22 protein-coding genes and 1 tRNA gene are annotated in these 25,424 nt (G+C 62.7%); 16 read left to right on the top strand and 7 right to left on the bottom strand.

Annotated features, from left to right (window positions below):
* The first annotated feature begins 53 nt into the window (after window positions 1-53).
* The 7 genes from E8E68_RS14625 to E8E68_RS14655 all read left to right on the top strand — a co-directional run bounded on the left by E8E68_RS14625 (window position 54) and on the right by E8E68_RS14655 (window position 6,935).
* On the top strand, window positions 54-1,535 hold the full coding sequence (locus tag E8E68_RS14625; RefSeq protein WP_280342443.1) for a sensor domain-containing diguanylate cyclase: 1,482 nt from the start codon (window positions 54-56) through the stop codon (window positions 1,533-1,535).
* Complete coding sequence (locus tag E8E68_RS14630; protein WP_280342446.1) at window positions 1,528-1,740, top strand: cysteine-rich CWC family protein; 213 nt, start codon at window positions 1,528-1,530, stop codon at window positions 1,738-1,740. Before E8E68_RS14625 ends, E8E68_RS14630 begins: the two co-directional genes overlap by 8 nt.
* A gap of 8 nt (window positions 1,741-1,748) precedes the next feature.
* Window positions 1,749-2,441, top strand: a complete 693-nt coding sequence (locus E8E68_RS14635) for a 16S rRNA pseudouridine(516) synthase (RefSeq protein WP_280342449.1) — start codon at window positions 1,749-1,751, stop codon at window positions 2,439-2,441.
* A 357-nt stretch (window positions 2,442-2,798) separates the two neighbouring features.
* Window positions 2,799-3,686 carry a (R)-3-hydroxydecanoyl-ACP:CoA transacylase gene (phaG, locus tag E8E68_RS14640; protein ID WP_280342452.1) on the top strand — a complete coding sequence of 296 codons (888 nt, stop codon included), beginning with the start codon at window positions 2,799-2,801 and terminating at the stop codon, window positions 3,684-3,686.
* A gap of 112 nt (window positions 3,687-3,798) precedes the next feature.
* Window positions 3,799-3,872: transfer RNA gene (locus E8E68_RS14645), tRNA-Gly, on the top strand.
* A gap of 211 nt (window positions 3,873-4,083) precedes the next feature.
* A complete protein-coding gene (locus E8E68_RS14650) occupies window positions 4,084-5,790 on the top strand; it encodes a SulP family inorganic anion transporter (protein ID WP_110742698.1) in 1,707 nt (568 codons plus the stop codon).
* Between the two features lie 134 nt (window positions 5,791-5,924).
* Window positions 5,925-6,935: a DUF4917 family protein gene (locus E8E68_RS14655; protein ID WP_280342457.1), complete on the top strand. Its 1,011-nt coding sequence runs from the start codon at window positions 5,925-5,927 to the stop codon at window positions 6,933-6,935.
* 31 nt (window positions 6,936-6,966) lie between these two features.
* On the opposite strand, the gene E8E68_RS14660 is transcribed toward E8E68_RS14655, so the two are convergent.
* Window positions 6,967-8,181, bottom strand: a complete 1,215-nt coding sequence (locus tag E8E68_RS14660; protein ID WP_266031791.1) for an SAM-dependent methyltransferase — start codon at window positions 8,179-8,181, stop codon at window positions 6,967-6,969.
* Window positions 8,182-8,335: 154 nt separating this feature from the next.
* Window positions 8,336-8,953 (bottom strand): TPM domain-containing protein, encoded by a 618-nt coding sequence (locus E8E68_RS14665; RefSeq protein WP_266031793.1) that lies wholly within the window; start codon window positions 8,951-8,953, stop codon window positions 8,336-8,338.
* Window positions 8,954-9,139: 186 nt separating this feature from the next.
* On the opposite strand from E8E68_RS14665, the gene bglX reads away from it, so the two are divergent.
* The 6 genes from bglX (at window position 9,140) to E8E68_RS14695 (ending at window position 17,842) form a co-directional block, all read left to right on the top strand.
* A complete protein-coding gene (gene bglX / locus E8E68_RS14670; protein WP_266031795.1) occupies window positions 9,140-11,431 on the top strand; it encodes a beta-glucosidase BglX in 2,292 nt (763 codons plus the stop codon).
* A gap of 143 nt (window positions 11,432-11,574) precedes the next feature.
* Window positions 11,575-13,332, top strand: a complete 1,758-nt coding sequence (locus E8E68_RS14675) for an ATP-binding protein (protein ID WP_266031797.1) — start codon at window positions 11,575-11,577, stop codon at window positions 13,330-13,332.
* Window positions 13,326-14,657, top strand: a complete 1,332-nt coding sequence (locus E8E68_RS14680; RefSeq protein WP_266031799.1) for a sigma-54 dependent transcriptional regulator — start codon at window positions 13,326-13,328, stop codon at window positions 14,655-14,657. Before E8E68_RS14675 ends, E8E68_RS14680 begins: the two co-directional genes overlap by 7 nt.
* Window positions 14,658-14,938: 281 nt before the next feature.
* Window positions 14,939-16,258 (top strand): MFS transporter, encoded by a 1,320-nt coding sequence (locus tag E8E68_RS14685; protein WP_110742901.1) that lies wholly within the window; start codon window positions 14,939-14,941, stop codon window positions 16,256-16,258.
* Between the two features lie 494 nt (window positions 16,259-16,752).
* Complete coding sequence (locus E8E68_RS14690) at window positions 16,753-17,118, top strand: heme utilization protein (RefSeq protein WP_280342467.1); 366 nt, start codon at window positions 16,753-16,755, stop codon at window positions 17,116-17,118.
* Between the two features lie 118 nt (window positions 17,119-17,236).
* On the top strand, window positions 17,237-17,842 hold the full coding sequence (locus E8E68_RS14695) for a flavin reductase family protein (protein WP_266031805.1): 606 nt from the start codon (window positions 17,237-17,239) through the stop codon (window positions 17,840-17,842).
* On the opposite strand, the gene E8E68_RS14700 is transcribed toward E8E68_RS14695, so the two are convergent.
* Both E8E68_RS14700 and E8E68_RS14705 read right to left on the bottom strand, forming a co-directional pair.
* Window positions 17,843-18,076, bottom strand: a complete 234-nt coding sequence (locus E8E68_RS14700) for a hypothetical protein (RefSeq protein ID WP_110742690.1) — start codon at window positions 18,074-18,076, stop codon at window positions 17,843-17,845.
* Window positions 18,077-18,210: 134 nt separating this feature from the next.
* On the bottom strand, window positions 18,211-18,504 hold the full coding sequence (locus E8E68_RS14705; RefSeq protein WP_003251976.1) for an antibiotic biosynthesis monooxygenase family protein: 294 nt from the start codon (window positions 18,502-18,504) through the stop codon (window positions 18,211-18,213).
* 202 nt (window positions 18,505-18,706) lie between these two features.
* On the opposite strand from E8E68_RS14705, the gene E8E68_RS14710 reads away from it, so the two are divergent.
* Window positions 18,707-19,627 carry an AraC family transcriptional regulator gene (locus E8E68_RS14710; RefSeq protein ID WP_266031808.1) on the top strand — a complete coding sequence of 307 codons (921 nt, stop codon included), beginning with the start codon at window positions 18,707-18,709 and terminating at the stop codon, window positions 19,625-19,627.
* Window positions 19,628-19,685: 58 nt separating this feature from the next.
* Here the strand turns inward: E8E68_RS14710 and E8E68_RS14715 are convergent, their stop codons facing one another.
* Window positions 19,686-21,323, bottom strand: a complete 1,638-nt coding sequence (locus E8E68_RS14715; RefSeq protein ID WP_280342473.1) for a 5-guanidino-2-oxopentanoate decarboxylase — start codon at window positions 21,321-21,323, stop codon at window positions 19,686-19,688.
* Window positions 21,324-21,436: 113 nt separating this feature from the next.
* Here E8E68_RS14715 and E8E68_RS14720 point away from each other — a divergent pair, with 113 nt between their 5' ends.
* The gene (locus E8E68_RS14720; RefSeq protein ID WP_266031812.1) at window positions 21,437-22,312 is read left to right on the top strand and encodes a LysR substrate-binding domain-containing protein; all 876 of its coding nucleotides are present in this window, start codon (window positions 21,437-21,439) and stop codon (window positions 22,310-22,312) included.
* Between the two features lie 34 nt (window positions 22,313-22,346).
* Here E8E68_RS14720 and E8E68_RS14725 read toward each other — a convergent pair whose 3' ends face one another.
* Complete coding sequence (locus E8E68_RS14725) at window positions 22,347-22,961, bottom strand: NAD(P)-dependent oxidoreductase (RefSeq protein WP_280342478.1); 615 nt, start codon at window positions 22,959-22,961, stop codon at window positions 22,347-22,349.
* A gap of 179 nt (window positions 22,962-23,140) precedes the next feature.
* Between E8E68_RS14725 and E8E68_RS14730 the strand changes: the two genes are divergently transcribed.
* Window positions 23,141-24,049, top strand: a complete 909-nt coding sequence (locus E8E68_RS14730) for a LysR family transcriptional regulator (RefSeq protein ID WP_266031816.1) — start codon at window positions 23,141-23,143, stop codon at window positions 24,047-24,049.
* A 236-nt stretch (window positions 24,050-24,285) separates the two neighbouring features.
* On the opposite strand, the gene E8E68_RS14735 is transcribed toward E8E68_RS14730, so the two are convergent.
* Window positions 24,286-25,155 (bottom strand): oxaloacetate decarboxylase, encoded by an 870-nt coding sequence (locus tag E8E68_RS14735; RefSeq protein ID WP_266031817.1) that lies wholly within the window; start codon window positions 25,153-25,155, stop codon window positions 24,286-24,288.
* Window positions 25,156-25,424 lie beyond the last annotated feature (269 nt).

Consider the following 25,424-nt stretch of genomic DNA (forward strand, 5'->3'; position numbering starts at 1 on the left):
TTTCCCGGTCATCTCACTAGAATGAGCGGCTTGGCACATATCATGGGAAGATCATGCCCTCACGTTCCGCTCTGTTCTCGCAGCGCTCGCTGATCCTTACCCTGTTGCTGCTGTTGGCCTGCGGCTTCCTGGCCACGTCACTGCTCAGCTACTTCGCTTCGCGCAGCGCCATCCGCGACGGCATCATCAATACCGAACTGCCGCTGACCTCCGACACGGTCTATTCGGAAATCCAGAAGGACCTGATCCGCCCGGTGCTGATCGCCTCGATGATGGCCCAGGACACCTTCCTGCGCGACTGGGTGTTGTCCGGTGAACAGGATACCGCGCGCATGACCCGCTACCTGGGCGAGGTCATGGGCAAGCAGGACACCTTTACCTCGTTTTTCGTCTCTGACCGTACCCTCACCTATTACCAGGCCAAGGGTGTGCTCAAGCAGGTCGAACCTGGTAACTGGCGCGATGTCTGGTACTTCCGCCTGCGCGATCTCAAGGCGCCCTATGAAATCAACGTTGACCTGGACATGGCCAACCATGACAGCCTCACTGTATTCATCAACTACCAGGTGCATGACTACCAGCACCGCTTCATCGGCGCCGCCGGGGTCGGGCTCAGCGTATCCTCGGTGGTCAAGCTGATCGACCAGTACCAACGCCGCTACCAGCGCTCGGTGCTGTTCACCGATGCCAACGGCAAGGTCATGCTGACCGGTTCCGAAGGTGGCCCGCATGGGTTGAGGGTGGGCCAGGCGCTCAGCGACAACGCCGAACTGAATGCCCTGCTGACCGAGCAGCCGGTGCCCGGCGAAGGCAGCCACGAGTACCGTGACAGCGACAACCGCAGCCACTTCCTCAATGTGCGCCAACTGCCCGAGCTGAACTGGTACCTGCTGGTGGACAAGCGTGAAACAGGCGCCCTCGACCGCATCCGCCACTCCCTGTACCTGAACCTTGCGATCTGCGCGATGATCACCTTGGTGGTGCTGGCGCTGGTGCATGCCATGGTCCGCCGCCACCAGGCCGCCACCGAAGCCCTGGCAACCCTGGACAGCCTGACCGGCCTGCCCAACCGGCGCAGCTTCGACCTGCTCGCCGCACAGGCCCTGCTCGAGGCCCAGCGCGACAACGGCCCGCTGGTGGCCTTGCTGATCGACCTGGACCACTTCAAGGCACTCAACGACACCCACGGCCACCTGGCAGGCGACGAAGTGCTGCGCCAATTCGCCAATGTGCTGCAAGGCAGCCTGCGCCAGTCAGATATACTGTGCCGCTGGGGCGGTGAGGAATTCATCGTGCTGCTGCGTGAAGCCGAAGGGCGGCAGGCCATCGAGGTGGCGGAAAAGATTCGTCGGCGCACCGAACAGCTGACCTTCAGTTACGACGACAGGCCGCTGCGCCTGACCACCAGCATTGGCCTTAGCAGCCTGCAACCCGGGGATACCCTGCACGCCCTGCTAACCCGCGCCGACCGCGCGCTTTATCGTGCCAAGCAGGCCGGTCGCAACCGTGTCTGCAGTGAAACCCGCCATGACTGACCAGCAACACTGCCCCGCTTGCGGAGCCCTTAACCAATGCAACCTGGCCGACCCACGTCGCGCCACCCAGGCCTGCTGGTGCTATAGCGTCAGCATTGACCCGGCCGTGCTCCAGGCCCTGCCTGCCGAACTGCGCGACAAGACTTGCCTGTGCCCGCGCTGCGCCGCGGTTGAAGACCAACTCCGCCCGTCCCCCAGCCACTGACTATTTCAATGCGCCTCGACCGTTTCCTCGCCAACCTCCCCAGCCACAATCGCCAGCAAGCCCGTTTGATGCTGGCGCAGCGCCGTGTGCGGGTGGATGGCCAAGTGGTCAGCGACCCACTGACCGAAGTGCGCGAATTCAGCCGTATCGAACTGGACGACCAGCTGTTGCAGCTCGGCCGCCCGGCCCGCTACCTGATGCTGCACAAGCCGGCAGGCTGCGTCAGCGCCACCCATGACCTGCAACACCGTACCGTGCTCGACCTGCTGCCGGCGGCGTTGCGTGATGATCTGCACATCGCCGGGCGCCTGGACTTCAACACGACCGGCCTGATGATCCTGACCAACGATGGGCAGTGGTCGCGGCGCCTGACCCAGCCGGCCACCAAGCTGCCCAAGCATTACCTGGTCGAGACCGAGGACGAGATTGGCGAGCACTATGTCGCCAGCTTCCGTAAAGGGTTCTACTTCGCGTTTGAGGGGCTCACCACCCAACCCGCCCAGCTGGATATTCTTGGCCCGCGTCAGGCGCGGCTGGCGATCGTCGAGGGCCGTTACCATCAGGTCAAACGCATGTTCGGGCATTTCAACAACAAGGTGGTGCGGTTGCATCGCGAAAGCATGGGGGCGATCCGGCTCGACCCTGCGTTGGTGCCTGGGGCTTTTCGCGAACTTACAGTCGGCGAAATAGCGACTGTCTAGGTCCGCGAACGGGCCGGAACAGACTGCACGCGCTCGTCGTACGACCGCTCAGCGACAAAAGTCACATTTTCCCCCGAACGGCACTTGCGGGATCCGCGACCCACTGCTTGAATCCAAATCGTCAGTCCGCATGTGACCGCCAAGTCACAGTCGCGGATCTGCACACTTTTTGCCGGCCACCCAGGGCCTTGATGCCTTGGGGCACGGCGAATTGCCCGCCAAAAACAATACCGTCGACGCACGTGCCAAGGATCGACACAGGGCCCCCCGGTTACTCTTCAGGCGAATGCCTACCTGTCATAAAGAACGTGCACCCTAGGTGACGCGAATGCCCTTTTTGCGCCAGGAGTCGATGACATGAGGCCAGAAATCGCTGTACTTGATATCCAAGGTCAGTATCGGGTTTACACGGAGTTCTATCGCGCGGATGCGGCCGAGAATACGATCATCCTGATCAACGGCTCGCTGGCCACCACCGCCTCGTTCGCCCAAACGGTACGTAACCTGCACCCGCAGTTCAACGTTGTACTGTTCGACCAGCCCTATGCGGGCAAATCCAAACCGCACAACCGCCAGGAAAGGCTGATCAGCAAGGAAACCGAGGCGCATATCCTCCTCGAGCTGATCGAGCACTTCCGGGCCGACCACGTGTTGTCGTTCTCGTGGGGTGGTGCAAGCACACTGCTGGCGCTGGCGCACCAGCCCAAGTGCGTGAAGAAAGCCGTGGTGAGTTCGTTCTCGCCGGTGATCAACGAACCCATGCGCGACTACCTGGATCGCGGTTGCCAATACCTGGCCGCATGCGATCGCTACCAGGTGGGCAACCTGGTCAACGACACCATCGGCAAGCACTTGCCATCACTGTTCAAGCGCTTCAACTACCGCCACGTCAGCAGCCTGGACAGCCACGAGTATGCGCAGATGCTCTTCCACATCAACCAGGTGCTGCAACATGACCTGGAGCGGGCGCTGGAGGGTGCGCGCAATATCAACATCCCGGTGCTGTTCATCAATGGTGACCGCGATGAATACACCACGGTCGAGGACGCGCGGCAGTTCGGCAAGCATGTGGGGCGCAGTCAATTCAGCGTGATCCGCGATGCGGGCCACTTCCTGGATATGGAGAACAAGGCCGCCTGCGAGAACACCCGCAATGTCATGCTGGGGTTCCTCAAGCCGACTGTGCGTGAAACCCGTCAACGTTACCAGCCGATACAACATGGGCAGCATGCATTGGCCATCTGAGCGCCTCGGCACTCTGTAGCTGAGACCCGCAGGTTATGGGGTGCCGACAAGCTTTTTTTATAACGTGGGCTTCTAATTCGTGGAGAGTTCTGGTAAAAAGTGACGCGCAGACGCGGGTATAGTTTAGTGGTAAAACGAAAGCTTCCCAAGCTTTAGTTGAGGGTTCGATTCCCTCTACCCGCTCCACATCGCATTTCAGCATGACGTTCCAGCAACGTCATCGCAGTCAAAAGGAGCCTTGGCTCCTTTTTTCGTTTCTCATCCCCACCTTGACCTGGCCCATGGCCATTTTCCTGCCGTTCCGCTTCAATGCGCAGCGGGTGTTTGCGCGCACAAGCGAAACAGCTTGTGGCGGGTATGCTCAATGGATTTATGAAACATTTCGAAAGGATGACGCATGTTTCTTTCCCGCTGGCTACCGGGCCTTGCCAACCTGCTGCACTACCGGCGCGAGTGGCTGCAGGCCGACCTGCAGGCCGGCCTCTCGGTCGCGGCGATCCAGATCCCCATTGCCATCGCCTATGCGCAAATCGTCGGCCTGCCGCCACAGTATGGCCTGTATGCCTGCGTTCTTCCGATGATGGTCTATGCCCTGGTCGGCAGCTCGCGCCAACTGATGGTCGGCCCCGATGCTGCCACTTGCGCGATGATCGCAGGTGCGGTGGCACCACTGGCCATGGGCGACCCGCAGCGCATCGTCGAACTGTCAGTGATCGTCACCGTGCTGGTGGGTGTGATGCTGATTGCCGCCGGCATTGCCCGTGCCGGCTTCATCGCCAGCTTCTTCTCGCGGCCAATCCTGATCGGTTATCTGAACGGCATCGGCCTGAGCCTGATCGCCGGGCAGCTGTCCAAGGTGGTAGGGTTCAAGATCGAAGGCGACGGTTTCATCCTCAGCCTGATCAATTTCTTCCAGCGCCTGGGAGAAATTCACTGGGTCACGTTGCTGATCGGCCTGGCCGCTCTGGGCCTGCTGATCTGGCTGCCGCGACGCTACCCGCGCCTGCCCGCAGCCCTCACCGTAGTGGCGCTGTTCATGCTGCTGGTCGGCCTGTTCGGCCTTGACCGCTTCGGCGTCGCCATTCTCGGCCCGGTACCTGCCGGCATCCCGCAGCTGGCCTGGCCGCACAGCAACCTGGAGGAGATGAAAAGCCTGCTGCGCGACGCCCTGGGTATTGCCACCGTCAGCTTCTGCAGCGCCATGCTGACTGCCCGCAGCTTTGCCGCCCGGCATGGCTATGCGATCAACGCCAACCACGAATTCGTTGCACTGGGCGTCAGCAACCTGGCGGCCGGGGTTTCTCAAGGCTTTGCCATCAGCGGCGCCGACTCGCGTACGGCAGTCAACGACATGGTCGGTGGCAAAAGCCAGTTGGTGGGCATCATCGCTGCGCTGGTCATCGCCCTGATCCTGCTGTTCTTCACCGCACCCATGGCGTGGATCCCACAGGCTGCACTGGGCGCAGTACTGCTGATGGCCGGCTGGGGGCTGATCGATGTCAAGTCGCTGGGGCACATCCGCCGCCTCAGCCGCTTCGAGTTCTGGCTGTGCCTGCTGACCACGGTCAGCGTGCTAGGCCTGGGCGTGCTGCCCGGTATCGTATTTGCCGTAACCCTGGCGATCCTGCGCCTGCTGTACAGCATCTACCAACCGACTGACGCCGTGCTGGGCTGGCTACCCGGTACCGAAGGCCAGGTCGATATCCGCAAGTTCAAGGACGCCCGTACCGTGCCCGGCCTGGTGGTTTACCGCTTCGACGACGCGATCCTGTTCTTCAACGCCGACTACTTCAAGATGCGCCTGCTCGAAGCGGTACAGAGCCAGGCCGAACCCAAGGCGGTGCTGTTCGATGCCGAGGCAGTGACCAGCATAGACGTCAGCGGCATGGCCGCCCTGCGCGAGGTACGCGACACCCTGGCAGCCCAGGGCATCTTCTTCGCCATCGCCCGCGCCCGCGGCACCTTCCTGCGGATGCTGGTGCGCTCAGGCATGGCGCGGGAAATGGAAGACAAACTGCTGTTTGCCTCAGTGCGGGCGGGGATTCGGGCGTACCGGGTGTGGCGTAACCGGCACCGCAGCGTGCAAGCGGCCGAACAGGGTTGAAACGGGTTTCAGTGCTACCGGCGATACGGCCAGTGCAGGCCACACAATGCGTTTGCCAGGACACCAACCCTCGCACACCTTGCATGACATGCTAAAGTCGCCCCCGTTCCCCGCTCCACCCAACGGACCCCAGCATGCCCGCACTCGACGCCACCCTCACCCCCTGGCCAGAACTCGTCGCCCGCCACCCCTGTGACGCCCTGCTGCTGGGCAACGGCGCCAGTCGCGCAGTGTGGAAGCCGTTCGGCTACTTCTCGCTGTACGAGGAAGCGCAACGCGCCGGCCGCAAGAAAGGCTTGGCCATCAGCGACCAGGCCTTGTTCAAGTCCCTGTCCACAGAGCTGTTCGAGCCGGTGCTCAGCGCCCTCAACACCACCGTGCGCACCAATGCGGCGCTGGCCATCAACTCCACCGCGCCGCTGAACCGCTATTACTCGATCAAGGAAGCGTTGATCCACGCCGTGCGCACCGTGCACCTGCCCTGGACACTGATGCCCAGTGCGACGCTGGAGGCGATCAACCAGGCCTTGCGCGGATACCGCAGCGTTTACACCAGCAATTACGACCTGCTGCTGCCATGGGCCGTGCACCACGCCCCGCACGGCTTTGCAGAGCTGTTCGACGAGCAAGGCTTCTTCGACGTACGCCGCAACAGCTGCGAAGGTATCCGCGTCATGCACCTGCATGGTGGCCTGCACTTGCTCAAGCTGCCCGACGGCACCACCCGCCAACGCAGCGCCGACAACGCCGAGTTGCTCGATGGCTTTGCGGTGAACATTCCGGGAGAGGTACCGCTGTTCGTCAACGAAGACCGCAGCGACGAAAAACTGCGCGCGATCCGCAACTCTGACTACCTGGGCTGGTGCCTGGGCCAGCTGGCACGGGAGAGCCAAGGGCTATGCCTGTTCGGGCAGCACCTGGACAGCAGCGACCAGCACCTGCTTGAAGCTATCCGCCAGGCGCGACCAAAGCATCTGTCTATTGCCATAAGGCCACTGAGCGAGGCCTCGGTGATCAACCAGAAGCAACATCATCTGGACCGGTTTGGGGATCTGGCGGGGACGCAGGTGCATTTCTTTGATGCCAGCACGCATCCGTTGGGGATGGCAAATCTGGCGATCGAGCAACCCGCAGCGCGACGCTAGATTACCCCCGCAGGCCTGCTGGTGGTTGACGTCAGAGCAACCCATCCGCCCGCAACAGCGTCTCCAGGCAATGCTCCTGCACCCCATAGAACGCCTTGAGCTGGGCAATCTTCTCCATCAACGCGCTGTTATCCGCCGGCTGCCGCCGCTTCACCGCAAGAATCATCTTGTTCTTGTTGGTGTGCTCCAGCGAGATGAACTCGAACACCTTGGTCTCGTAACCGCAGGCTTCCAGGTACAGCGCGCGCAGGCTGTCGGTCAGCATTTCGGCCTGCTGGCCCAGGTGCAGGCCGTACTGCAGCATAGGCTGTAGCAGGCCTGGGCTGTGCAGTTGCGGGCGGATCTGTTTGTGGCAGCACGGCGAGCACATGATGATCGCGGCGTTGCAGCGGATGCCGGTGTGGATGGCGTAGTCGGTGGCGATATCACACGCATGCAAGGCGATCATCACCTCGATGGCCTCAGGCACCACGCTGCGCACGTCACCACACTGGAACGCCAGGCCAGGGTGCTCGAGGCGTGCGGCAGCGCTGTTGCACAGGTCGACCATGTCCTGGCGCAGTTCCACACCCGTCACCTGTGCGTCGCGGCCCAGGCTGTTGCGCAGGTAATCGTGCATGGCGAAGGTCAGGTAGCCCTTGCCCGAGCCGAAGTCGGCCACCCGCAGTGCCTGCTCGGCCGGCACCGGGGCACTGGCCAAGGCGTGGTCGAAGACCTCGATGAACTTGTTGATCTGCTTCCATTTACGCGACATCGACGGAATCAGCGCGCCTTGGGCATCGGTTACACCCAGGTCTCGCAAAAACGGGCGCGACAACTCCAGGTATCGCTTCTTCTCACGGTCATGGCCGCTGCTCGCAGTGACCTCACGCGGTGCCTGTGCGCCATGACGCTGCAGCATCGGTTTGCCCTTCTTGCTGAAGGTCAGTTGCACTTCGCCGTCAGCATCGAACAGATGAGCGTTGCGGAAGCTGTCTGGCAGCAGCTCGGCAACCAGCGCCTGGGCCTGGTCCAGTGGCAGGTTTCGAGTGATGTCACGGGTCTGGTGGCGGTACACCAGCGATAGGCACGGCTGGCCCTTGACCTGCAGCGGCTTGGCAATGATCCGTTGCAAGGTCTGGTCGGCACCGACATGGCGCGCCAGCACCAGTTTGACCAGGGTATCGCCGTGCAGGGCGGCGTAAAGCAGGTCGAGAAACTGAGCGCGCGCATCCGGCGCGGAGGGGGCGGAAGTACTGGCGGACATGGAGAAACGGTGCCTCGAATAGCGGGAAGCGCATTCTACAGTGCGCCGGTTGACCTGTGGGCGCCGGATGTTCATGGCTTGCCAGAGGTGGGGGCGCTGATACCGAGCGCCCAGGCGCAGAAGATGTGGTGACAAACCCGCCACCACCAGCCCCTCAATCGAGAATTACCAGCCGGTTAGGCAGTTCGTTACGCGCATGAGTAGCCGGCACATGCTCACTGAGCAGCTCACCGCAGGCCTCGATGCACTCGACAAAGCCCTGCAAGGTCCGGCCCTGGCGCACCTGCTCGGCAAAGCGGGCACCGATGGTCGCGCGGGCTTCAGCATCCAGGCAGTGTTCGATACCCCGATCGACCAGTATCTCCACATGCCGCTCCGCTTCACTGACGAAAATCAGCACACCCGTGGCGCCTGCGGTGCGCTGCAGGTTCTGCTCGCGGAATTGCTGGCGCGCCAGGCGTGAGGCACGCCAGCGGCGCAAGGCACGGGGGATCAGCCTGTCGGCCAGGCGCGGGTTACGCAGCAGCAGGCACAGGCCGACGAACAGCAGCACGTTGCCCATCAGCACCCCACGCACGCTGGGCCAAGCCAGCAGCCAGTGCAACAGCCCCGGTACGGCCAGTGCCAGCACGGCGGCCCAGAGCAACGGCCAATAGGCATAATCGTCGGCACGGCGGGCCAGCACCGTCACCAGTTCGGCATCGGTGCACCGCTCGGCACGGGCAATGGCTTCGGCAATCTGCCGCTGATGGTATTCGTCGAAAGGGGTCATGCCGTCGGTCTCTTGAACGTTCTTATAGTTGTTGTCCCGGCATACGGGGCTTCGTCCGCGGGGGACATATTCAGGCATAATCCGCCGCTGGAAGAATCGCCTGCGAATCGTACAACAATAGCCGCCTGAAAACTTCGGCCGCGCGCGTATCACCGTGGATACGGCACAGGCCCCAAAACGGAATTGATGATGAAACTGTCCTTGCTGGGCCTGGCCATGGGCCTTGCCAGTCAGGCGGCCCTTGCCGCCCCCTCCGCTCCGCCCCTGCAAGACAAGCAGGCATTCATCGACCATCTGATCAGCCAGATGACCGAAGCCGAGAAAATAGGTCAATTGCGCCTGATCAGCATCGGCCCGGAAATGCCCCACGAAAAGATCCGTGAAGAAATCGCAGCCGGGCGCATTGGCGGTACCTTCAACTCGCGCACCGCGCCGGAAAACCGGCCAATGCAGGATGCGGCCATGCGCAGCCGCCTCAAGATCCCGATGTTTTTCGCCTACGACACCATCCACGGCGAACGCACGATCTTCCCGATTGGCCTGGGCATGGCCGCCACCTGGGACATGGACGCCGTGGCCAAGGTCGGTCGCACCGCCGCCATCGAAGCCTCGGCCGACGCCCTCGACATGACCTTCGCCCCCATGGTGGATATCGCCCGCGACCCACGCTGGGGCCGCACCAGTGAAGGCTTCGGCGAGGATACCTACCTGACCTCGAAAATCGGCCAGGTAATGGTGCGTTCGTTCCAGGGCAGCAGCCCGGCAAACCCCGACAGCATCATGGCCATCGTCAAGCACTTCGCCCTGTACGGCGCGGTGGAGGGCGGGCGCGACTACAACACGGTCGATATGAGCCTGCCAAAAATGTACAACGACTACCTGCCGCCCTATCGCGCCGCGCTCGATGCCGGTGCCGGCGGGGTGATGGTGGCGCTGAACTCGATCAACGGCGTGCCGGCCACCTCCAACACCTGGCTGATGAACGACCTGCTGCGCAAGGAGTGGGGCTTCAAGGGCGTGACCATCAGCGACCACGGTGCCATCCAGGAGCTGATCCGCCATGGCGTCGCCCGCGATGGCCGCGAAGCGGCCAAGCTGGCGATCAAGGCCGGCATCGACATGAGCATGAACGACACCCTGTACGGCGAAGAACTGCCGGGCCTGCTGAAGTCCGGCGAGGTGACCCAGGGTGAGCTGGACCAGGCCGTCCGCGAAGTGCTCGGTGCGAAGTACGACATGGGCCTGTTCAAGGACCCGTACGTGCGCATCGGCAAGGCCGAAACCGACCTGAAGGACTACTACGGCAACGACCGCCTGCACCGCGAGGCCGCACGGGATGTGGCGCGTCGCAGCCTGGTGCTGCTGGAAAACCACAGCCAGACCCTGCCGCTGAAAAAGGCCGGCACCATCGCCCTGGTCGGCCCGCTGGCGGATGCCCCGATCGACATGATGGGCAGCTGGGCTGCCGACGGTAAGCCAGTGCATTCGGTAACCGTGCGCGAAGGCCTGCGCCGCGCTGTGGAAGGCAAGGCCAAACTGGTCTATGCCAAAGGCTCCAATGTCACCGGCGACAAAGCCATTCTCGATTACCTGAACTTCCTCAACTTCGACGCCCCGGAAATCGTCGACGACCCACGCCCTGCAGCCGTGCTGATCGACGAAGCGGTCAAGGCAGCGAAGCAGTCCGACGTGGTAGTGGCAGTGGTTGGCGAGTCGCGCGGCATGTCCCACGAGTCGTCGAGCCGCACCACCCTGGAGATTCCGGCCAGCCAGCGCGAGCTGATCAAGGCGCTGAAGGCCACCGGCAAACCGCTGGTGCTGGTGCTGATGAACGGCCGACCGTTGTCGATCGCCTGGGAGCGTGAACAGGCCGATGCCATCCTCGAAACCTGGTTCGCCGGCACCGAAGGCGGCAATGCGATTGCCGACGTGCTGTTCGGTGACTACAACCCGTCTGGCAAGCTGGCCATCACCTTCCCGCGCTCGGTCGGGCAAATCCCGATGTACTACAACCACACCCGCATCGGCCGGCCGTTCACGCCAGGCAAGCCGGGCAACTACACCTCGCAGTACTTCGAAGAGCCCAACGGCCCGCTGTACCCGTTCGGCTACGGCCTGAGCTACAGCAGCTTCGAGCTGTCGGGCCTGGCCCTATCGAGCAAGGACCTCAAACGCGGCGGTACGCTGGAAGCCAAGGTCACAGTGAAGAACACCGGAAAAGTGGCAGGCGAGACCGTGGTGCAGCTGTACCTGCAGGATGTGTCAGCGTCGATGAGCCGCCCGGTGAAGGAACTGAAGAACTTCCAGAAACTGATGCTCAAGCCGGGTGAGACGCGCACCTTGGCCTTCCGTATCAGCGAGGAAGACCTGAAGTTCTACAATGGCCAGCTGCAGCGAGTTGCCGAGCCAGGTGAGTTCAATGTCCAGGTTGGGCTCGACTCCCAGGCGGTGCAGCAGCAGAGCTTTGAATTGCTGTAAGTAGTCTGTACCCAGTACCTGCCTTATCGCCGGCAAGCCAGCCCCCAATGGGCCGTCACAGTCTGATGGACCTGTGCAACCTGTTGGGGGCTGGCTTGCCGGCGATAGGGCCCTGACAGGCACACCACTTTCGGATCCGCCCCATGCCCTTTTCCGTTCGCGCCCTGCGTCTGGGGCTGATCACCCTGCTCATTCTGCTGGGCACCGCCCTCAGTGCCGGCTGGGCCATGCACCAAGCCAAGCGCCAGGCCATGGAAGACGACGCCAAGCGTGCCAATCAGCAACTGGGCCTTTATGCCAACACCCTGCACACCCTGATCGACCGCTACCGTGCCCTGCCCGCCGTACTGGCACTGGACCCGGAACTGATCGCCGCCCTGCGCGGCCCGGTCAGCGAGCCGGTGCAGGACGCCCTGAACCGCAAGCTTGAACGCATCAACGGCGCGGCAAACTCCTCCACCCTCGAACTGCTTGACCGCACCGGCCTGGCCATCGCCGCCAGCAACTGGCGGCTACCTAGCAGCTACGTCGGCTCCAACTACGGCTTTCGCCCCTACTTCAAGCAAACCCGCAGCCAAGGCAGTGGCCGCTTCTACGCCGTTGGCGTGACCAGTGGCGTGCCAGGCTACTTCCTCGCCAGCGCAGTAAACGACGAGCATGGCCGTTTCCTCGGTGCCATGGTGGTAAAGCTGGAGTTCCCCGAACTGGAACGCGAATGGCGCCAAGGCAGCGATATCCTGCTGGTCAGCGATGCACGCGGCATCACCTTCATCGCCAACCAGGACGGCTGGCGCTACCGCGAATTGCAGCCACTCAGCGGCGCCGACCGTGCCGAGCTGGCCGAAACCCGACAGTACGACAAGCAACCGCTGGTGCCGCTGCAGCATCAGGTCCTCACCCGCTTTGCCGCCAACAGCACCCTGAGCCGTGTGCAGGGGCCGGAAGGCAGTGCCGAGTACCTGTGGGAAAGCCTGCCGCTGGAAGGCGAGAACTGGACCTTGCACCTGCTGCGTAAACCGCAGGTCGCCGCAGACGGCCGCAATGCCGCCCTTGGCGCCGCCGCCGTGTGGCTGAGCCTCGTGTTCGCCGGGCTGTTCGTCAGCCAGCGCCTGCGCCTGGCCCGCCTGCGCCAGCGCAGCCGGCAAGAGCTCAAGCGCCAGGTCGAGGAGCGCACCCGCGAGCTGCGCACCGCCCAGGAGGGCCTGGTGCAATCGGCCAAGCTGGCCGCCCTGGGGCAAATGTCGGCGGCCATGGCCCACGAAATCAACCAGCCACTGACCACCCAGCGCATGCAGCTGGAAACCCTGCGGCTGCTGCTCGACCATGGCCGTCATGACGAAGCGCGCCAAGCCCTTGAGCCGCTGGAGCAGATGCTCACACGCATGGCCGCACTCACCAGCCACCTGAAGACCTTCGCCCGCAACAGCCCGGTGGGCCTGCGCGAGCGCCTCGACCTGGCCACCGTAGTTGACCAGGCCCTGCACTTGCTGGAAGCACGCATCCGCAGCGAACAGGTGGAGGTAGCCCAGTACCTGGCACGCCCGGCTTGGGTGCGCGGCGATGCCATTCGCCTGGAACAGGTACTGATCAACCTGCTGCACAATGCCCTCGACGCCATGGCCGACAAGCGCTACAAACGCTTGGAGATTCGTATCGAGCCTGACGGCGAGCTGTGGCGCCTGAGCGTGCTCGACTCGGGTGGCGGTATTGCCGAAGCCGACCTGGCCAAGGTCTTTGACCCGTTCTTCACCACCAAGCCGGTGGGCGAAGGCCTGGGCCTGGGCCTGGCGATTTCCTATGGCATCGTCCATGAGGCCGGCGGCCAGCTGCAGGCCGAAAACCTGCCCGGTGGTGCACGCCTGAGCCTTACCCTGCCCCGAGACCTGGAGCCTGTATGTTGAATTCAGTGATCGTCGTCGATGATGAAGCCAGTATCCGCACGGCGGTGGAGCAATGGCTAAGCCTGTCCGGTTTCAGCGTGCAGCTATTCCCCCGCGCCGAAGACTGCCTGGCCCAGCTGCCGAAACACTTCCCCGGGGTGATCATCAGCGATGTGCGCATGCCGGGCATGGATGGCCTGCAGTTGCTCGAGCGGTTGCAGGCGGACGACCCAGACCTGCCGGTGATCCTGCTGACCGGCCACGGTGATGTGCCGATGGCGGTTGAGGCCATGCGCAACGGGGCCTATGACTTCCTCGAAAAGCCCTTCACCCCGCAACACTTGCTGGGCAGCCTGCGCCGGGCACTGGAAAAACGCCAGCTGGTGCTGGAAAACCGCCGCTTGCACGAGCAGGCCGACCTCAAGTCACGCCTGGAGGGCACGCTGCTCGGCATGTCCCAGGGCCTGCAACAGCTGCGTCGCCAAGTACTGGACCTGGCCAGCCTGCCGGTCAATGTGCTGATCCGTGGCGAGACTGGCAGCGGCAAAGAGCGGGTGGCGCGGTGCCTGCACGATTTTGGCCCGCGCGCGGCCAGGCCGTTCGTTGCCCTCAACTGCGCGGCCATCCCCGAAGCGCTGTTCGAAGCCGAACTGTTCGGCCATGAGAGCGGCGCCTTTACCGGTGCCCAGGGCAAACGCATCGGCAAACTGGAGTACGCCAACGGTGGCACGGTGTTTCTCGATGAGATCGAAAGCATGCCACTGGTCCAGCAGGCCAAGCTGCTGCGGGTAATCCAGGAGCAGAAGCTTGAGCGCCTGGGGGCCAATCAGAGTATCAACGTCGATTTGCGCATCATTGCCGCGACCAAGCCTGACTTGCTTGAGGAAGCCCGCGCCGGGCGCTTCCGCGAAGACCTGGCCTACCGCCTGAACGTAGCCGAACTGCGCTTGGCCCCGTTGCGCGAACGGCGTGAAGACATTCCACTGCTGTTTGAGCATTTCGCCCGGGTCGCTACCGAAAAGCTTGGCCGTGTTGCCCCACCGCTGTCGGGTGCACAACTGGCGCAACTGCTGTCGCACGACTGGCCGGGCAATGTGCGCGAGCTGGCCAATGCGGCGGAGCGGCATGCCTTGGGGCTGGGCTCGCCGAATATCGAGGTGGCACCGGCCGGGCAGTCGCTGGGCGAGCAGATGGAAGCGTTCGAGGCACAATGCCTGCGCGCAGCGTTACGCCAGCACGGCGGGGCCATCAGTGCGGTGATGGAGGCGTTGCAGCTGCCGCGGCGCACGCTGAACGAAAAGATGCAGCGCCATGGGTTGGTACGTGAGGATTTTGTGGAACGGTAATGAGCGGATTTCCGCTTATCAAAAATTCCCGATAAGCAGAAATCCGCTTGCCCAGAGGGGGGTTTCGGGGCTGCGCTGCAGTCCTTCGCCGGCAGGCCCGCTGCCACCAGGAAATCGGAAATCCCAGGCGTGACGCGGTCTCTATGGGAGCCGGCGTAGCCACGGAAGGCGCCCAGCGCCCCCATTTGGATCATTACGCACCCATTTGGCACACCTTCTGCAATCACCTGTGTAAGCTGCGCCACGGCGCGCTCCACAAAAACAACGAGAAGGTATCCCTGATGGATAACGCAACCTCCCTGCCCGCCGGGGCGGCCACCGCGCCTGCCGCAGAAAAAACCACCGCCAGCCGCCTGAAGTCGATCTTCAGCGGGTCCATCGGCAACATGGTCGAATGGTACGACTGGTACGTCTACGCCGCATTCTCGCTGTACTTCGCCAAGGCCTTCTTCCCGGCCGGCGACTCCACCGCACAACTGCTCAACACCGCCGCGATCTTCGCCGTGGGCTTCCTGATGCGCCCGATCGGGGGCTGGCTGATGGGTCTGTATGCCGACCGTAAAGGCCGTAAAGCGGCACTGATGGCGTCAGTACTGCTGATGTGCGCAGGCTCGCTGGTCATTGCCCTGACGCCAGGTTATGAAACCATCGGCGTTGCCGCACCGATCCTGTTGGTCATTGCCCGCCTGCTGCAAGGCTTGTCGGTAGGCGGTGAATACGGCACCTCAGCCACCTACCTCAGCGAAATGGCCAGCAAGGACCGCCGTGGCTTCTTCTCCAGCTTCCAGTACGTAACCCTGATCTCCGGCCAGCTTATCGCTTTGGCGGTACTGATCGTGCTGCAACAGACCCTGACCACCGAGCAGCTGTATGCCTGGGGCTGGCGCGTGCCGTTCGTGATCGGCGCCCTGTGCGCGGTGGTGGCCCTGTACCTGCGTCGCGGCATGGAAGAAACCGCCTCGTTCACCAAGAAGGAAAAGGCCAAGGAAAGCCTGATGCGCACCCTGCTGCGCCACCCCAAGGAACTGATGACCGTGGTCGGCCTGACCATGGGCGGTACCCTGGCGTTCTACACCTACACCACCTACATGCAGAAGTACCTGGTCAACACGGTGGGCATGAGCATCAGCGACTCGACCACCATCTCGGCCGCCACGCTGTTCCTGTTCATGTGCCTGCAGCCGGTGGTCGGTGGCCTGTCCGACAAGATCGGCCGTCGCCCGATCCTGATCGCCTTCGGTGTGCTGGGCACCCTGTTCACCGTACCGATCCTCAGCACCCTCCACACCATCCAGACCTGGTGGGGCGCGTTCTTCCTGATCATGGCCGCGCTGATCATCGTAAGCGGCTATACCTCGATCAACGCCGTGGTCAAAGCCGAGCTGTTCCCGACCGAAATCCGCGCCCTCGGCGTGGGCCTACCCTATGCGCTGACCGTTTCGATCTTCGGCGGCACTGCCGAGTACGTGGCTCTGTGGTTCAAGAGTGCGGGCATGGAAAGCGGCTTCTACTGGTACGTCACCGCCTGCATCGCCTGCTCGCTGCTGGTTTACGCGACCATGAAGGACACCAAGCAGCACTCGCGCATTACTACTGACTGACGCTGGCCTGGCAAGACTGAAAGGGGCGCTCCATTGCATGGGGCGCCCCTTTTTCATGACGCAAGACAACCTGTGAGACGGTTAACGGGGCGATTACGCTCACGGGATGGATCGGCAGAATCATGAACAGCCTATTGACCGGATACTGGCAGGCACATCGCAAGGCTTGCCGGGTTCGCCTGCAAGGCGGGGGCCGGAGTACCCGCTGCCGCATCAACACTCTGGACATCAACGCCTGACGGCACGTTGAAACACATATTCCGTTCTTAACACCTCTTTAATTACTGCCCTTCAAGCTGCGACGGCTGACGAAACGACGACGCGAGGGCTTGCGGCTATTGAATGACACAGCCGCTTGACCAGCGCGAAGCTCACGCCAAAACATCGATTTATTCGATTTTTAATCGCAAGTTTTTGCGCTTTTTAATCGAATTAACCGGCGTAGCATTAGACCTATAGAAACAAACAACTCACGATCCCCCGGAGCAATGACCATGAAAAACCAACTGATCCTCACCCTGGCCCTCTCGGTTTTCGCAGCTGGCGCCTTCGCCGAAGATGGCTTCGACCGTACCAGCGCTCACACGTTTGCCGCTGCTCAAGCTCAGTCCGCTCGCTACGCTGAAGATGGCTTCGACCGCACTGGCGGCCAGCGCTTTGCTGAAGACGGCTTCGATCACACCGGCGGCCAGCGCTTTGCTGAAGACGGCTTTGATCGCACTGGCGGCCAACGCTTCGCTGAAGACGGCTTCGATCGTACCGGTGGCCAGCGCTTCGCCGAAGACGGCTTTGATCGCACTGGCGGCCAACGCTTCGCCGAAGACGGCTTCGACCACACCAACGCTCACCGCATCAGCTGATCCCTGCTGCGCGCAACCAGCCCGGCTTTTGCCGGGCTTGATCATTTGCAGGCGGGCACAGGCTTGGCACACTAGGCACCTTGTCCACCAGGAGGTAGGGCCAGCAAGCCCAGTACAGATGTATTACTACGAACCCGCTAAAGGCCACGGCCTGCCCCACGACCCGTTCAACGCCATCGTCGGCCCCCGCCCTATCGGCTGGATCTCCTCGCAGGACCGCGAAGGCCGCTTGAACCTGGCGCCGTACAGCTTCTTCAATGCCTTCAACTACATTCCGCCGATCATCGGTTTCTGCAGCGTCGGGCGCAAAGACAGCCTGAACAACATTGAGCAGACCGGCGAATTCGTCTGGAACCTGGCCACCCGGCCGCTGGCCGAGCAGATGAACCAGAGCTGCGCACCGGTTGCCGCCGAAGTAAACGAATTCGAACTGAGCGGCCTCACCGCCACCCCCTCAAGCATCGTCAAGGTGCCGCGCGTGGGCGAAACCCCGGTAGCCTTCGAGTGCAAGGTCAGCCAGATCGTCCAGCTAAAGCGGGCTGACCAGGAACTGGTGCCCAGCTGGCTGATTCTTGGGGAAGTGGTGGCGGTGCACATTGCCGAGCACCTGTTGAACAACGGCATCTACGATACCGCTGCCGCCGAGCCGATACTGCGGGGTGGTGGCCCGGCGGACTATTTCGAGCTGGGCACACTGTTCAAGATGGGCAGGCCGACAGCCTGATCACCAGATCAGCTCACCCTCGTCGCTGACGCCCTGCAGGCGTTGCAACTCGGCGGTGGCCGCTTCGTCAGCGGCCACGGCGCCCTTGAACACCTGCCCGTCGAGCACTTTGTGAAAACGCGGCGCACCGCCCATGCCCAAGGCCTTGACCGCGATGGCCGCGGTATAACCACCGCCTTCTACCGGCACCATCGCCGAAACCGCTTCGAACTGCGGGAACTCCCTACGTGCCATGTTGCTACCCAATTCGTTGATCGTTGGCTGGCATCTTACGCTATTCACCAGTCTGGCCCTATCGCCGGCAAGCCAACTGCTGCGGTCTTTGTGGGGGCTGGCTTGCCGACGACAGGGCCGCTACAGACAACAAATCAATCGAAGGTATGCAAGTCCAGGCTGCTCACCACCTGCGCCTGCACCAGCTCACCAAACACCTCCAGCGTCGGCGAAGCAAAATACCCACTCATCGCCTGCTGGTCCTGCCAGCTGCCACTGAGCAACCACAAGTCGGCATCCGCCTGCGAGCGCTGTACGGTGAAACTCAGGCAACCCGGCGCACGCAGCGAAGGCTCGAGCAGGTCACGCAGACGCGCCCCCAGCTCCGCCGAGCGCCCGCTGCTGGCACGGATGAACGCAAGATGGGTGACCGGTTGTTTGAGGGTCATTGCACAATCTCCTTGAAGCAGGCGGACGGAAAAGCCAGGCTGCCAAGGTTAGGGGCTCACCCGCGCGACACGTTAGGCCATTACTGCTCGCCAATTGCCTGATCCTGCAGCACGGCAGGATCAGGCAATCGGCGTGCAGCTTTCGACTAGCGTCCGCCATTGCCCAAACCTATGCTGCGACGGTCAGTAGAGGAAAGCCATCATGACCACCGCCACGTCCCCCGACCAGACCCTGGAACTGCAGCGCCAGGAGCTGGCTGCGCTGATTACCCGCCACGCCGGCGAACCGCACGGCCCGGCATCGGCCATCGATGACCTGTACCTGGTGCGTTACACCGAGAACGTGCGTTCAGTGCCGACCCTGGCGCAACCCGCCCTGTGCATCCTGGCCCAAGGCAGCAAAAGCCTGTTCCTCGGCGACGAGCAATACGTCTACGACCCACTGCATTACATGGTGGTCTCGGTCACCTTGCCACTGAGTGGGGCCAAGCTGGACGCAAGCCCGGAAAACCCCAGCCTGGGCCTGCGCATGGACCTGGACCCGGCCGAGATCAGCCAGCTGATCGCCGAGAGTGGGCCAATGCTGGTGCCCAACCGGCCTTCTGGTCGCGGTCTGTACGTGGAGAAAACCGATGCTGCACTGCTCGATGCGCTGCTGCGGCTGATTCGCCTGCTGGACACCCCGCGTGATATCGCGATGCTGGCGCCGCTGTTCCGCCGCGAAATTCTCTACCGCATGTTGCGTGGCCCGCAGGGCTATCGGCTGTATGAGATTGCCTTGGCCAACAGCCAGACGCACCGGGTATGCCAGGCCATTACCTGGCTCAACAACAACTACCAGCAGCCGCTGCGTATCGAGGACCTGGCCCGTGAGGTCAACCTCAGTACCTCGACCTTGCACCACCGCTTCAAGGCGGTGACGTCGATGAGCCCCTTGCAGTACCAGAAACAACTACGCCTGCAGGAGGCGCGCCGGTTGATGCTGAACGACGGGCTGGAGGCGGCTGTTGCAGCCTATCGGGTGGGCTATGAAAGCCCGTCGCAGTTCAGCCGAGAATACAGCCGGATGTATGGTGCACCGCCGATTCGCGATGTGGCCAGGTTGCGCGCTACTGCTGGCTGAGTGTGCTGCTGGCTTGGCGGCGCTAGGGCCGACAAGCCAGCAACGCAAGACTCAAGGTTCAACCAATAACCATGCCCTGCCATTGATTCTGGTCCACCTGAATCAAGGTCGGCCCCTTGCGCTCCACCGCCTGCCCCAACGCTGCCTGCAGTTGTGCCACATCCGCGACAGTCTCCGCAGCAGCGCCCAACGCCCGCGCCACCCCGATGAAGTCCGGGGTATGGATATCCACCCCTACCGGCTCGATCGCCCGGTTGACCATGTACTTCTTGATTTCCTCGTACCCCTGGTTGTTCCACAGCAGCACGATCAGCGGCACCTGCGCCTCCACCGCACTGGCCAGTTCCGGCAGGGTGAACTGCAGACCGCCGTCACCAATCAGGCACACCGAGGGCGCACGCTCGCCAGGCTGCTCGGCGCTGCCCAACCAGGCGCCCATGGCCGCCGGCAAGGCATAACCCAGCGTGCCGTAACCGGTCGAGGCATTGAACCAGCGGCGTGGCTGGTCCATGTCCAGGGTCAGGTTGCCGGTGTACACCGGCTGGGTCGAGTCGCCCACCAGAATGGCATTCGGCAGGCGCTGCAAGATAGCGCTCAACAAGCGTGTCTGGCTCAAGGTCGGCTGATCCCAACCGGCCGCCAGCGCCTGGCGCAGGCTGACCACGCGGGCCACGCCCCAGGTGCTTTCAGGCACAGGTTGCGGCTGAGCCTGCAAAGCAGCCAGCAGCGCTTCGGTAGCCAGCTCGGCATCGGCCACCAGCGCCAGCTCCGGCAGGTAGTTGCGCACGGTCTGGTCCGGGTCGATGTCGATACGCAGCAGGCTGCCCGGGATTTCGAAGCCACCCTTGAAGGTCACGTCATAATCGGTTTCGGCCAGTTCGGTGCCAATCGCCAGCACCACGTCGGCCTCGGCCACCAGCGCCCGGGTGGCCGGCAGCGACTGGGTCGAGCCGATCTGCAACGGGTGGTTGGCCGGCAGCAAACCCTTGGCATTGATAGTCAGGGCCACGGGCGCCTGCAGATGTTCGGCCAGGCGCGCCAGCGCAGGGCCCGCCGCCAAGGCACCGCCACCGGCGAGGATCAATGGTCGGCGTGCACTGGCCAGGCGCTCAGCCATCTGTGCCACGGCCTGCGGTGCCGCGCCCGCCCGGCTGCTGCGCACCGGGCGACCCGGCAGCAGTTGGTCGGCCGGTTCAACCAGCACATCCAGCGGGATCTCGATATGTACCGGGCGCGGCCTGGCACTGTCGAACACGGCAAAGGCCCGCGCCAGCACCTGCGGCAGGTCGGCAGCACTCATCAAGGTATGGGAAAACGCCGCCACACCCGCCACCAGCCCCGCCTGGTTGGGCAGCTCGTGCAGCTTCCCCCGGCCACCGCCCAACTGGTCGCGAGACTGCACGCTGGAAATCACCAGCATCGGAATCGAATCGGCATAGGCCTGGCCCATGGCCGTGGTGATGTTGGTCATGCCAGGGCCAGTGATGATGAAGCACACGCCGGGTTTGCCACGGGTGCGCGCATAGCCGTCAGCCATGAAGCCGGCGCCCTGCTCGTGGCGCGGGGTAATGTGGCGAATGGTCGAGCCCGCCAAGCCGCGGTAGAGCTCCACGGTATGCACACCAGGGATGCCGAAGACATGGTCCACGCCATAGCCTTCAAGGAGTTTGACCAACACTTCGCCGCAGGTTGCCATCGGGTTCACCATGAATCTTGTTAGGTTATGCGCTTATTGGACCCAACCCACGGCTATCGCGACAATGCAAAAAAACACATACTAGCCATGTCTTGTGATCATGGCTTACTGCAATGAAACGCCTCCCGCCCCTGCCTGCCCTGCACACGTTCCTGATCACTGCCCAGTGCTGCAACTTCACCCGCGCCGGGCAGCAGTTGCACATCACCCAGGGCGCCGTCAGCCGGCAGATCGCAGCCCTTGAGGAGCACTTGGGTTATGCCCTGTTCCAGCGTCAGGCCCGCGGGCTGAGCCTGACCCGAGAAGGCCAGGACTGGCTGCCACGGGTGCAACAGGTTTTCGCGCTGATCGAACAAGGCGTGCGTGAAGTGGGTGAGCACAGCACCACCCTTCAGCTCAAGGCACCCACCTGCGTGATGCGTTGGCTGCTGCCGCGCCTGATGGAGTGGCAGGCATTGCGCCCGGACGTCCCCGTGGAGCTGACCACGACCGTGCAGCACGGGGTGGATTTCCGTCGCGAGGGTTTCGATGCAGCGGTGGTGTACGGCGATGCGCCCAACCACGGGGTGCAGGTACGCAAGCTGTTCGATGAGCAACTGACCCCGGTGTGCGCACCGTCACTGCGCGAAGGGCCAGTGCCGTTGCAGCAAGTGGAAGACCTGGCCCGACATATGTTGCTGCACCCCTCGCGCGATGAACATGACTGGCGCTTGTGGTTGCAAGCGGCTGGAGTGACGCTGGCCACGCATGGCCCTAAACAGCATTTCGAGACGCTGGACATGGCGATGGCCATGGCTTCGCAAGGGACAGGGGTGGCGATCGGTGACTGGTCGCTGATTGGCGATGACCTGCGCGGTGGGCGGTTGTGCATGCCGTTCGCACTGAAGGTGCTGACGGGCAAGGGGTATTACCTGGTGAGCCAGGCCAAGCCCTCGCCGCCAGGGTTGCTCGAACTGCTGGACTGGCTGGAGGGCCAGGCCAGCCTTTGAAGGCGCTTTCGCGGGCATGCCCGCCAAGCAGGACTCAATAACCGACTGTGAACCGCTGCCGCGAATGCTTGGGCTTCTCCAGCTCATCCAGCATGGCAATCGCATAGTCGGCAAAAGTGATCCAGCTCTTGCCGTCGGCACCGATCAACAGATGATCCTTGCCCAGGGTATAGCGCCCCGTGCGTTCACCCTCAACGAACTCAGCGGAAGGCGAGAGAAAGGTCCAGTCCAGGTTCGGCTCGCGCTGCAGCGCCTCCAGAAAACGTATGCCGGCAGTGGCCTCGGCTTTGTACGCCTTCGGGAAATCCGGGCTATCGATCACCCGGTGCCCCGATGGCAGCAACAGGCTGCCGGCCCCGCCCACCACCAACAGGCGCTTGACCCCGGCGCGCTTCACCGGCTCGATGATGGCGTGCGGTTCGATCGTCGAGAAATGCGCCGCGCTCAACACCGCGTCCGTACCTGCGACGGCAGTTTGCAGGGCCGCGCTGTCCTTGGCATCCAGCGCTTTGACCGTCACCCCGTCCCGCCCCTGCAGCTTCGCAGGGTCGCGGGCAATGGCCAGTACACTGTGACCGCGGCGCAAGGCCTCTTCCAACAACTGGCTACCCGCGCGGCCAGTGGCCCCGATAATTGCAATTTTGCTCATGGGATACGCTCCATCAATTGAATGGGATTACCACGTCATTCCGCCCTTAGACCACGCAAGTATGTGAACAGGGCGATTGGCTACGCCCTCAGCGTGGCGATACCCGACAGCTTAGTTGCCCAAACCGTGACAAAAAATGCCATGCTTGAACATAGTTTGTTTCTGAAATCGGGCAAATCATGGACCGTCTCAACGCCATGCGCGTCTTCGTCTGCGTGGTCGACCTGGGCAGCCAGTCGGCGGCGGCCGATCATCTGCAACTGTCGCGTCCCGTCGTGTCACGCTACCTGGCCGAACTGGAAGAGTGGGTTGGCGCACGCCTGATGCAGCGCACCACGCGCAAGCTCAGCCTCACCGCAGCCGGCCAGGAAACCCTGCCCCGCTGCCGGCAACTGCTGGAACTGGCCGGCGACCTGCAGGCCGCGGTACAGCAGCCGGATGATCCGCCAAGGGGTGCACTGCGCATCAGTGTCAGTACCTCATTCGGCCAGGCACAGCTGGTGGATGCGGTGGCGGCCTATGTGCGGCACTACCCTGGGGTAAAAGTCGAACTGCAGCTGCTCGATCGCACCGTCAACCTGGTGGACGAGCGCATCGACCTGGCCATTCGCACCAGCAACGACCTCGACCCCAACCTCATCGCCCGGCGCCTGAGCGTATGTCGTTCGGTAGTCTGTGCGGCACCGGGTTATCTCCGCGAGCACGGCACGCCGCAACAGGTCGAGGAACTGAGCCGGCACAACTGCCTGACCCATGCCTATTTCGGTCATAACCTGTGGCATTTCGAAGTGGCTGGCCAGCAGGTTGCCGTACCGGTAGCGGGAAATATCAGTGCCAATGAGGTGATGGCCCTGCAAAAGGCGGCATTGGCTGGTGCAGGTATCGCCATGCTGCCGACCTACCAGGCCGCCGAAGCACTGCGCACAGGTGAACTGGTGCGCCTGTTGCCCGAGGCAAAGCCGCGTGAGCTGAACCTGAATGCGGTGTACACATCGCGCAAGCATATGCCGGCAACCTTGCGCAGCATGCTGGATTTTCTGGTGCAGCGGTTCAAGGACGAGCCGGAATGGGACCAGGATCTATACTGACGAGGCAGGTATCACCTAACGCTGTTCAAGGAGGTGAGCACCATGGGCATCAAATCAAGAAGAGTCGCCCTCGTCATGGCCCTGACAGCAGTTGCGGGGCTTTACGGCTCAGCCTGCTGGCGCGCCGAGCTGCTACGCAGCCAGCCCAGCGCCGCCAACAGTTGCGAGCAGGCACATTGCGTGCCTCACACCGCAACGTTGAGCGCCGTCCGTTGAGTTAGACGGCGCCCTGCCGGTCACTCCTCGACGCTCATGTACTCCTTGGCCCAGCGGATGTAATCCTCGGGTTGGGTGTAGGTGTGCGAGAGTTCGGTAGCACTCAGGTTTTCCGACCTGTTCTGCCGGCCGCGTTGCAACCGCAGGCAATCGTAGGTGGCCTTGATTGCGGCAAAGTAGGCCGCATGGCCATCGACCACAATGCGCACGCCCAAGCGCGCCAGGTGCTCGTCATCGCGCAGGTTCGGGTTGCCATAGGTAACCAGCATCAGCGGCACGGTAAGGTGCTCGGCAATTTTCTCGAGCTGCTCGAAATCCTTCACACCTACCATGCAGATGCCATCGGCACCTGCCTTCTGGTAGCTCTGGGTACGCACGATGATTTCTTCAGTGGTAAGCACGCCAGCATTGGTCCGGGCAATGATCGACAGCGATGAATCGACCCGGGCTTCCAGCGCCGCGCGGATCTTGCCTACGCCCTCTTCGACCGGGATCAGGTCGGTGGACTTGCGCCCGAACTGGGCGGGCAGCAGGGTGTCCTCGATGGTCAGTGCGGCAACGCCGGCGCGCTCCAACTCGATTACCGTGCGCATCACGTTCAGTGCGTTGCCATAGCCATGGTCGGCGTCGGCCAGTACCGGCAACTGCGCGACACGGCCAATACGGGTGGCCTGCTCGACGAACTCGCTGAGGGTGATCAGGGCGAAGTCCGGTGCGGCCAGTACCTGCAACGAAGCGACGGAGCCACCGAGGATGCCGACCTCGAAGCCCAGGTCTGCAGCAATGCGTGCAGACATCGGGTCGAACACAGAGGCGGTGTGGAAACAGGATCCTGAAGCGAGCAGCTCGCGGAAGGCAAAACGCAGATCTTGATGGGAAGCCTTGGGCATGATCACTCCGCAATTATGTGTAAATTTGAACGGTAACTACCGACCCCTGTAATCGGGTCTACCTGACCTGTTCCAACCGTCGCCATCTGGGCGGTCATGCTCGACATGCAGGCAGAGGAATAAAAGGTGTGGGAGACAGCAGCCTGAAAAGCCTGCGGCATAATGTTGCACCAAGCTGGTGCAAGCCGCGACTTTAGGCCCCTGTGGCATACCAACGATATCACGCGGCCATGCAGCACTGGATGAATGCGCCAATGCCGATCTTGCAT

The sequence above is a fragment of the Pseudomonas sp. BN607 genome, from assembly GCF_029871175.1.
GTDB lineage: Bacteria > Pseudomonadota > Gammaproteobacteria > Pseudomonadales > Pseudomonadaceae > Aquipseudomonas.

Bases quoted from the DNA above. Each gene is read 5' to 3' on its own strand.
- E8E68_RS14625 (WP_280342443.1), top strand. From the start codon at position 54: ATGCCCTCACGTTCCGCTCTGTTCTCGCAGCGCTCGCTGATCCTTACC.
- E8E68_RS14630 (WP_280342446.1), top strand. From the start codon at position 1,528: ATGACTGACCAGCAACACTGCCCCGCTTGCGGAGCCCTTAACCAATGC.
- E8E68_RS14635 (WP_280342449.1), top strand. From the start codon at position 1,749: ATGCGCCTCGACCGTTTCCTCGCCAACCTCCCCAGCCACAATCGCCAG.
- phaG (WP_280342452.1), top strand. From the start codon at position 2,799: ATGAGGCCAGAAATCGCTGTACTTGATATCCAAGGTCAGTATCGGGTT.
- E8E68_RS14650 (WP_110742698.1), top strand. From the start codon at position 4,084: ATGTTTCTTTCCCGCTGGCTACCGGGCCTTGCCAACCTGCTGCACTAC.
- E8E68_RS14655 (WP_280342457.1), top strand. From the start codon at position 5,925: ATGCCCGCACTCGACGCCACCCTCACCCCCTGGCCAGAACTCGTCGCC.
- E8E68_RS14660 (WP_266031791.1), bottom strand. From the start codon at position 8,181: ATGTCCGCCAGTACTTCCGCCCCCTCCGCGCCGGATGCGCGCGCTCAG.
- E8E68_RS14665 (WP_266031793.1), bottom strand. From the start codon at position 8,953: ATGACCCCTTTCGACGAATACCATCAGCGGCAGATTGCCGAAGCCATT.
- bglX (WP_266031795.1), top strand. From the start codon at position 9,140: ATGATGAAACTGTCCTTGCTGGGCCTGGCCATGGGCCTTGCCAGTCAG.
- E8E68_RS14675 (WP_266031797.1), top strand. From the start codon at position 11,575: ATGCCCTTTTCCGTTCGCGCCCTGCGTCTGGGGCTGATCACCCTGCTC.
- E8E68_RS14680 (WP_266031799.1), top strand. From the start codon at position 13,326: ATGTTGAATTCAGTGATCGTCGTCGATGATGAAGCCAGTATCCGCACG.
- E8E68_RS14685 (WP_110742901.1), top strand. From the start codon at position 14,939: ATGGATAACGCAACCTCCCTGCCCGCCGGGGCGGCCACCGCGCCTGCC.
- E8E68_RS14690 (WP_280342467.1), top strand. From the start codon at position 16,753: ATGAAAAACCAACTGATCCTCACCCTGGCCCTCTCGGTTTTCGCAGCT.
- E8E68_RS14695 (WP_266031805.1), top strand. From the start codon at position 17,237: ATGTATTACTACGAACCCGCTAAAGGCCACGGCCTGCCCCACGACCCG.
- E8E68_RS14700 (WP_110742690.1), bottom strand. From the start codon at position 18,076: ATGGCACGTAGGGAGTTCCCGCAGTTCGAAGCGGTTTCGGCGATGGTG.
- E8E68_RS14705 (WP_003251976.1), bottom strand. From the start codon at position 18,504: ATGACCCTCAAACAACCGGTCACCCATCTTGCGTTCATCCGTGCCAGC.
- E8E68_RS14710 (WP_266031808.1), top strand. From the start codon at position 18,707: ATGACCACCGCCACGTCCCCCGACCAGACCCTGGAACTGCAGCGCCAG.
- E8E68_RS14715 (WP_280342473.1), bottom strand. From the start codon at position 21,323: ATGGCAACCTGCGGCGAAGTGTTGGTCAAACTCCTTGAAGGCTATGGC.
- E8E68_RS14720 (WP_266031812.1), top strand. From the start codon at position 21,437: ATGAAACGCCTCCCGCCCCTGCCTGCCCTGCACACGTTCCTGATCACT.
- E8E68_RS14725 (WP_280342478.1), bottom strand. From the start codon at position 22,961: ATGAGCAAAATTGCAATTATCGGGGCCACTGGCCGCGCGGGTAGCCAG.
- E8E68_RS14730 (WP_266031816.1), top strand. From the start codon at position 23,141: ATGGACCGTCTCAACGCCATGCGCGTCTTCGTCTGCGTGGTCGACCTG.
- E8E68_RS14735 (WP_266031817.1), bottom strand. From the start codon at position 25,155: ATGCCCAAGGCTTCCCATCAAGATCTGCGTTTTGCCTTCCGCGAGCTG.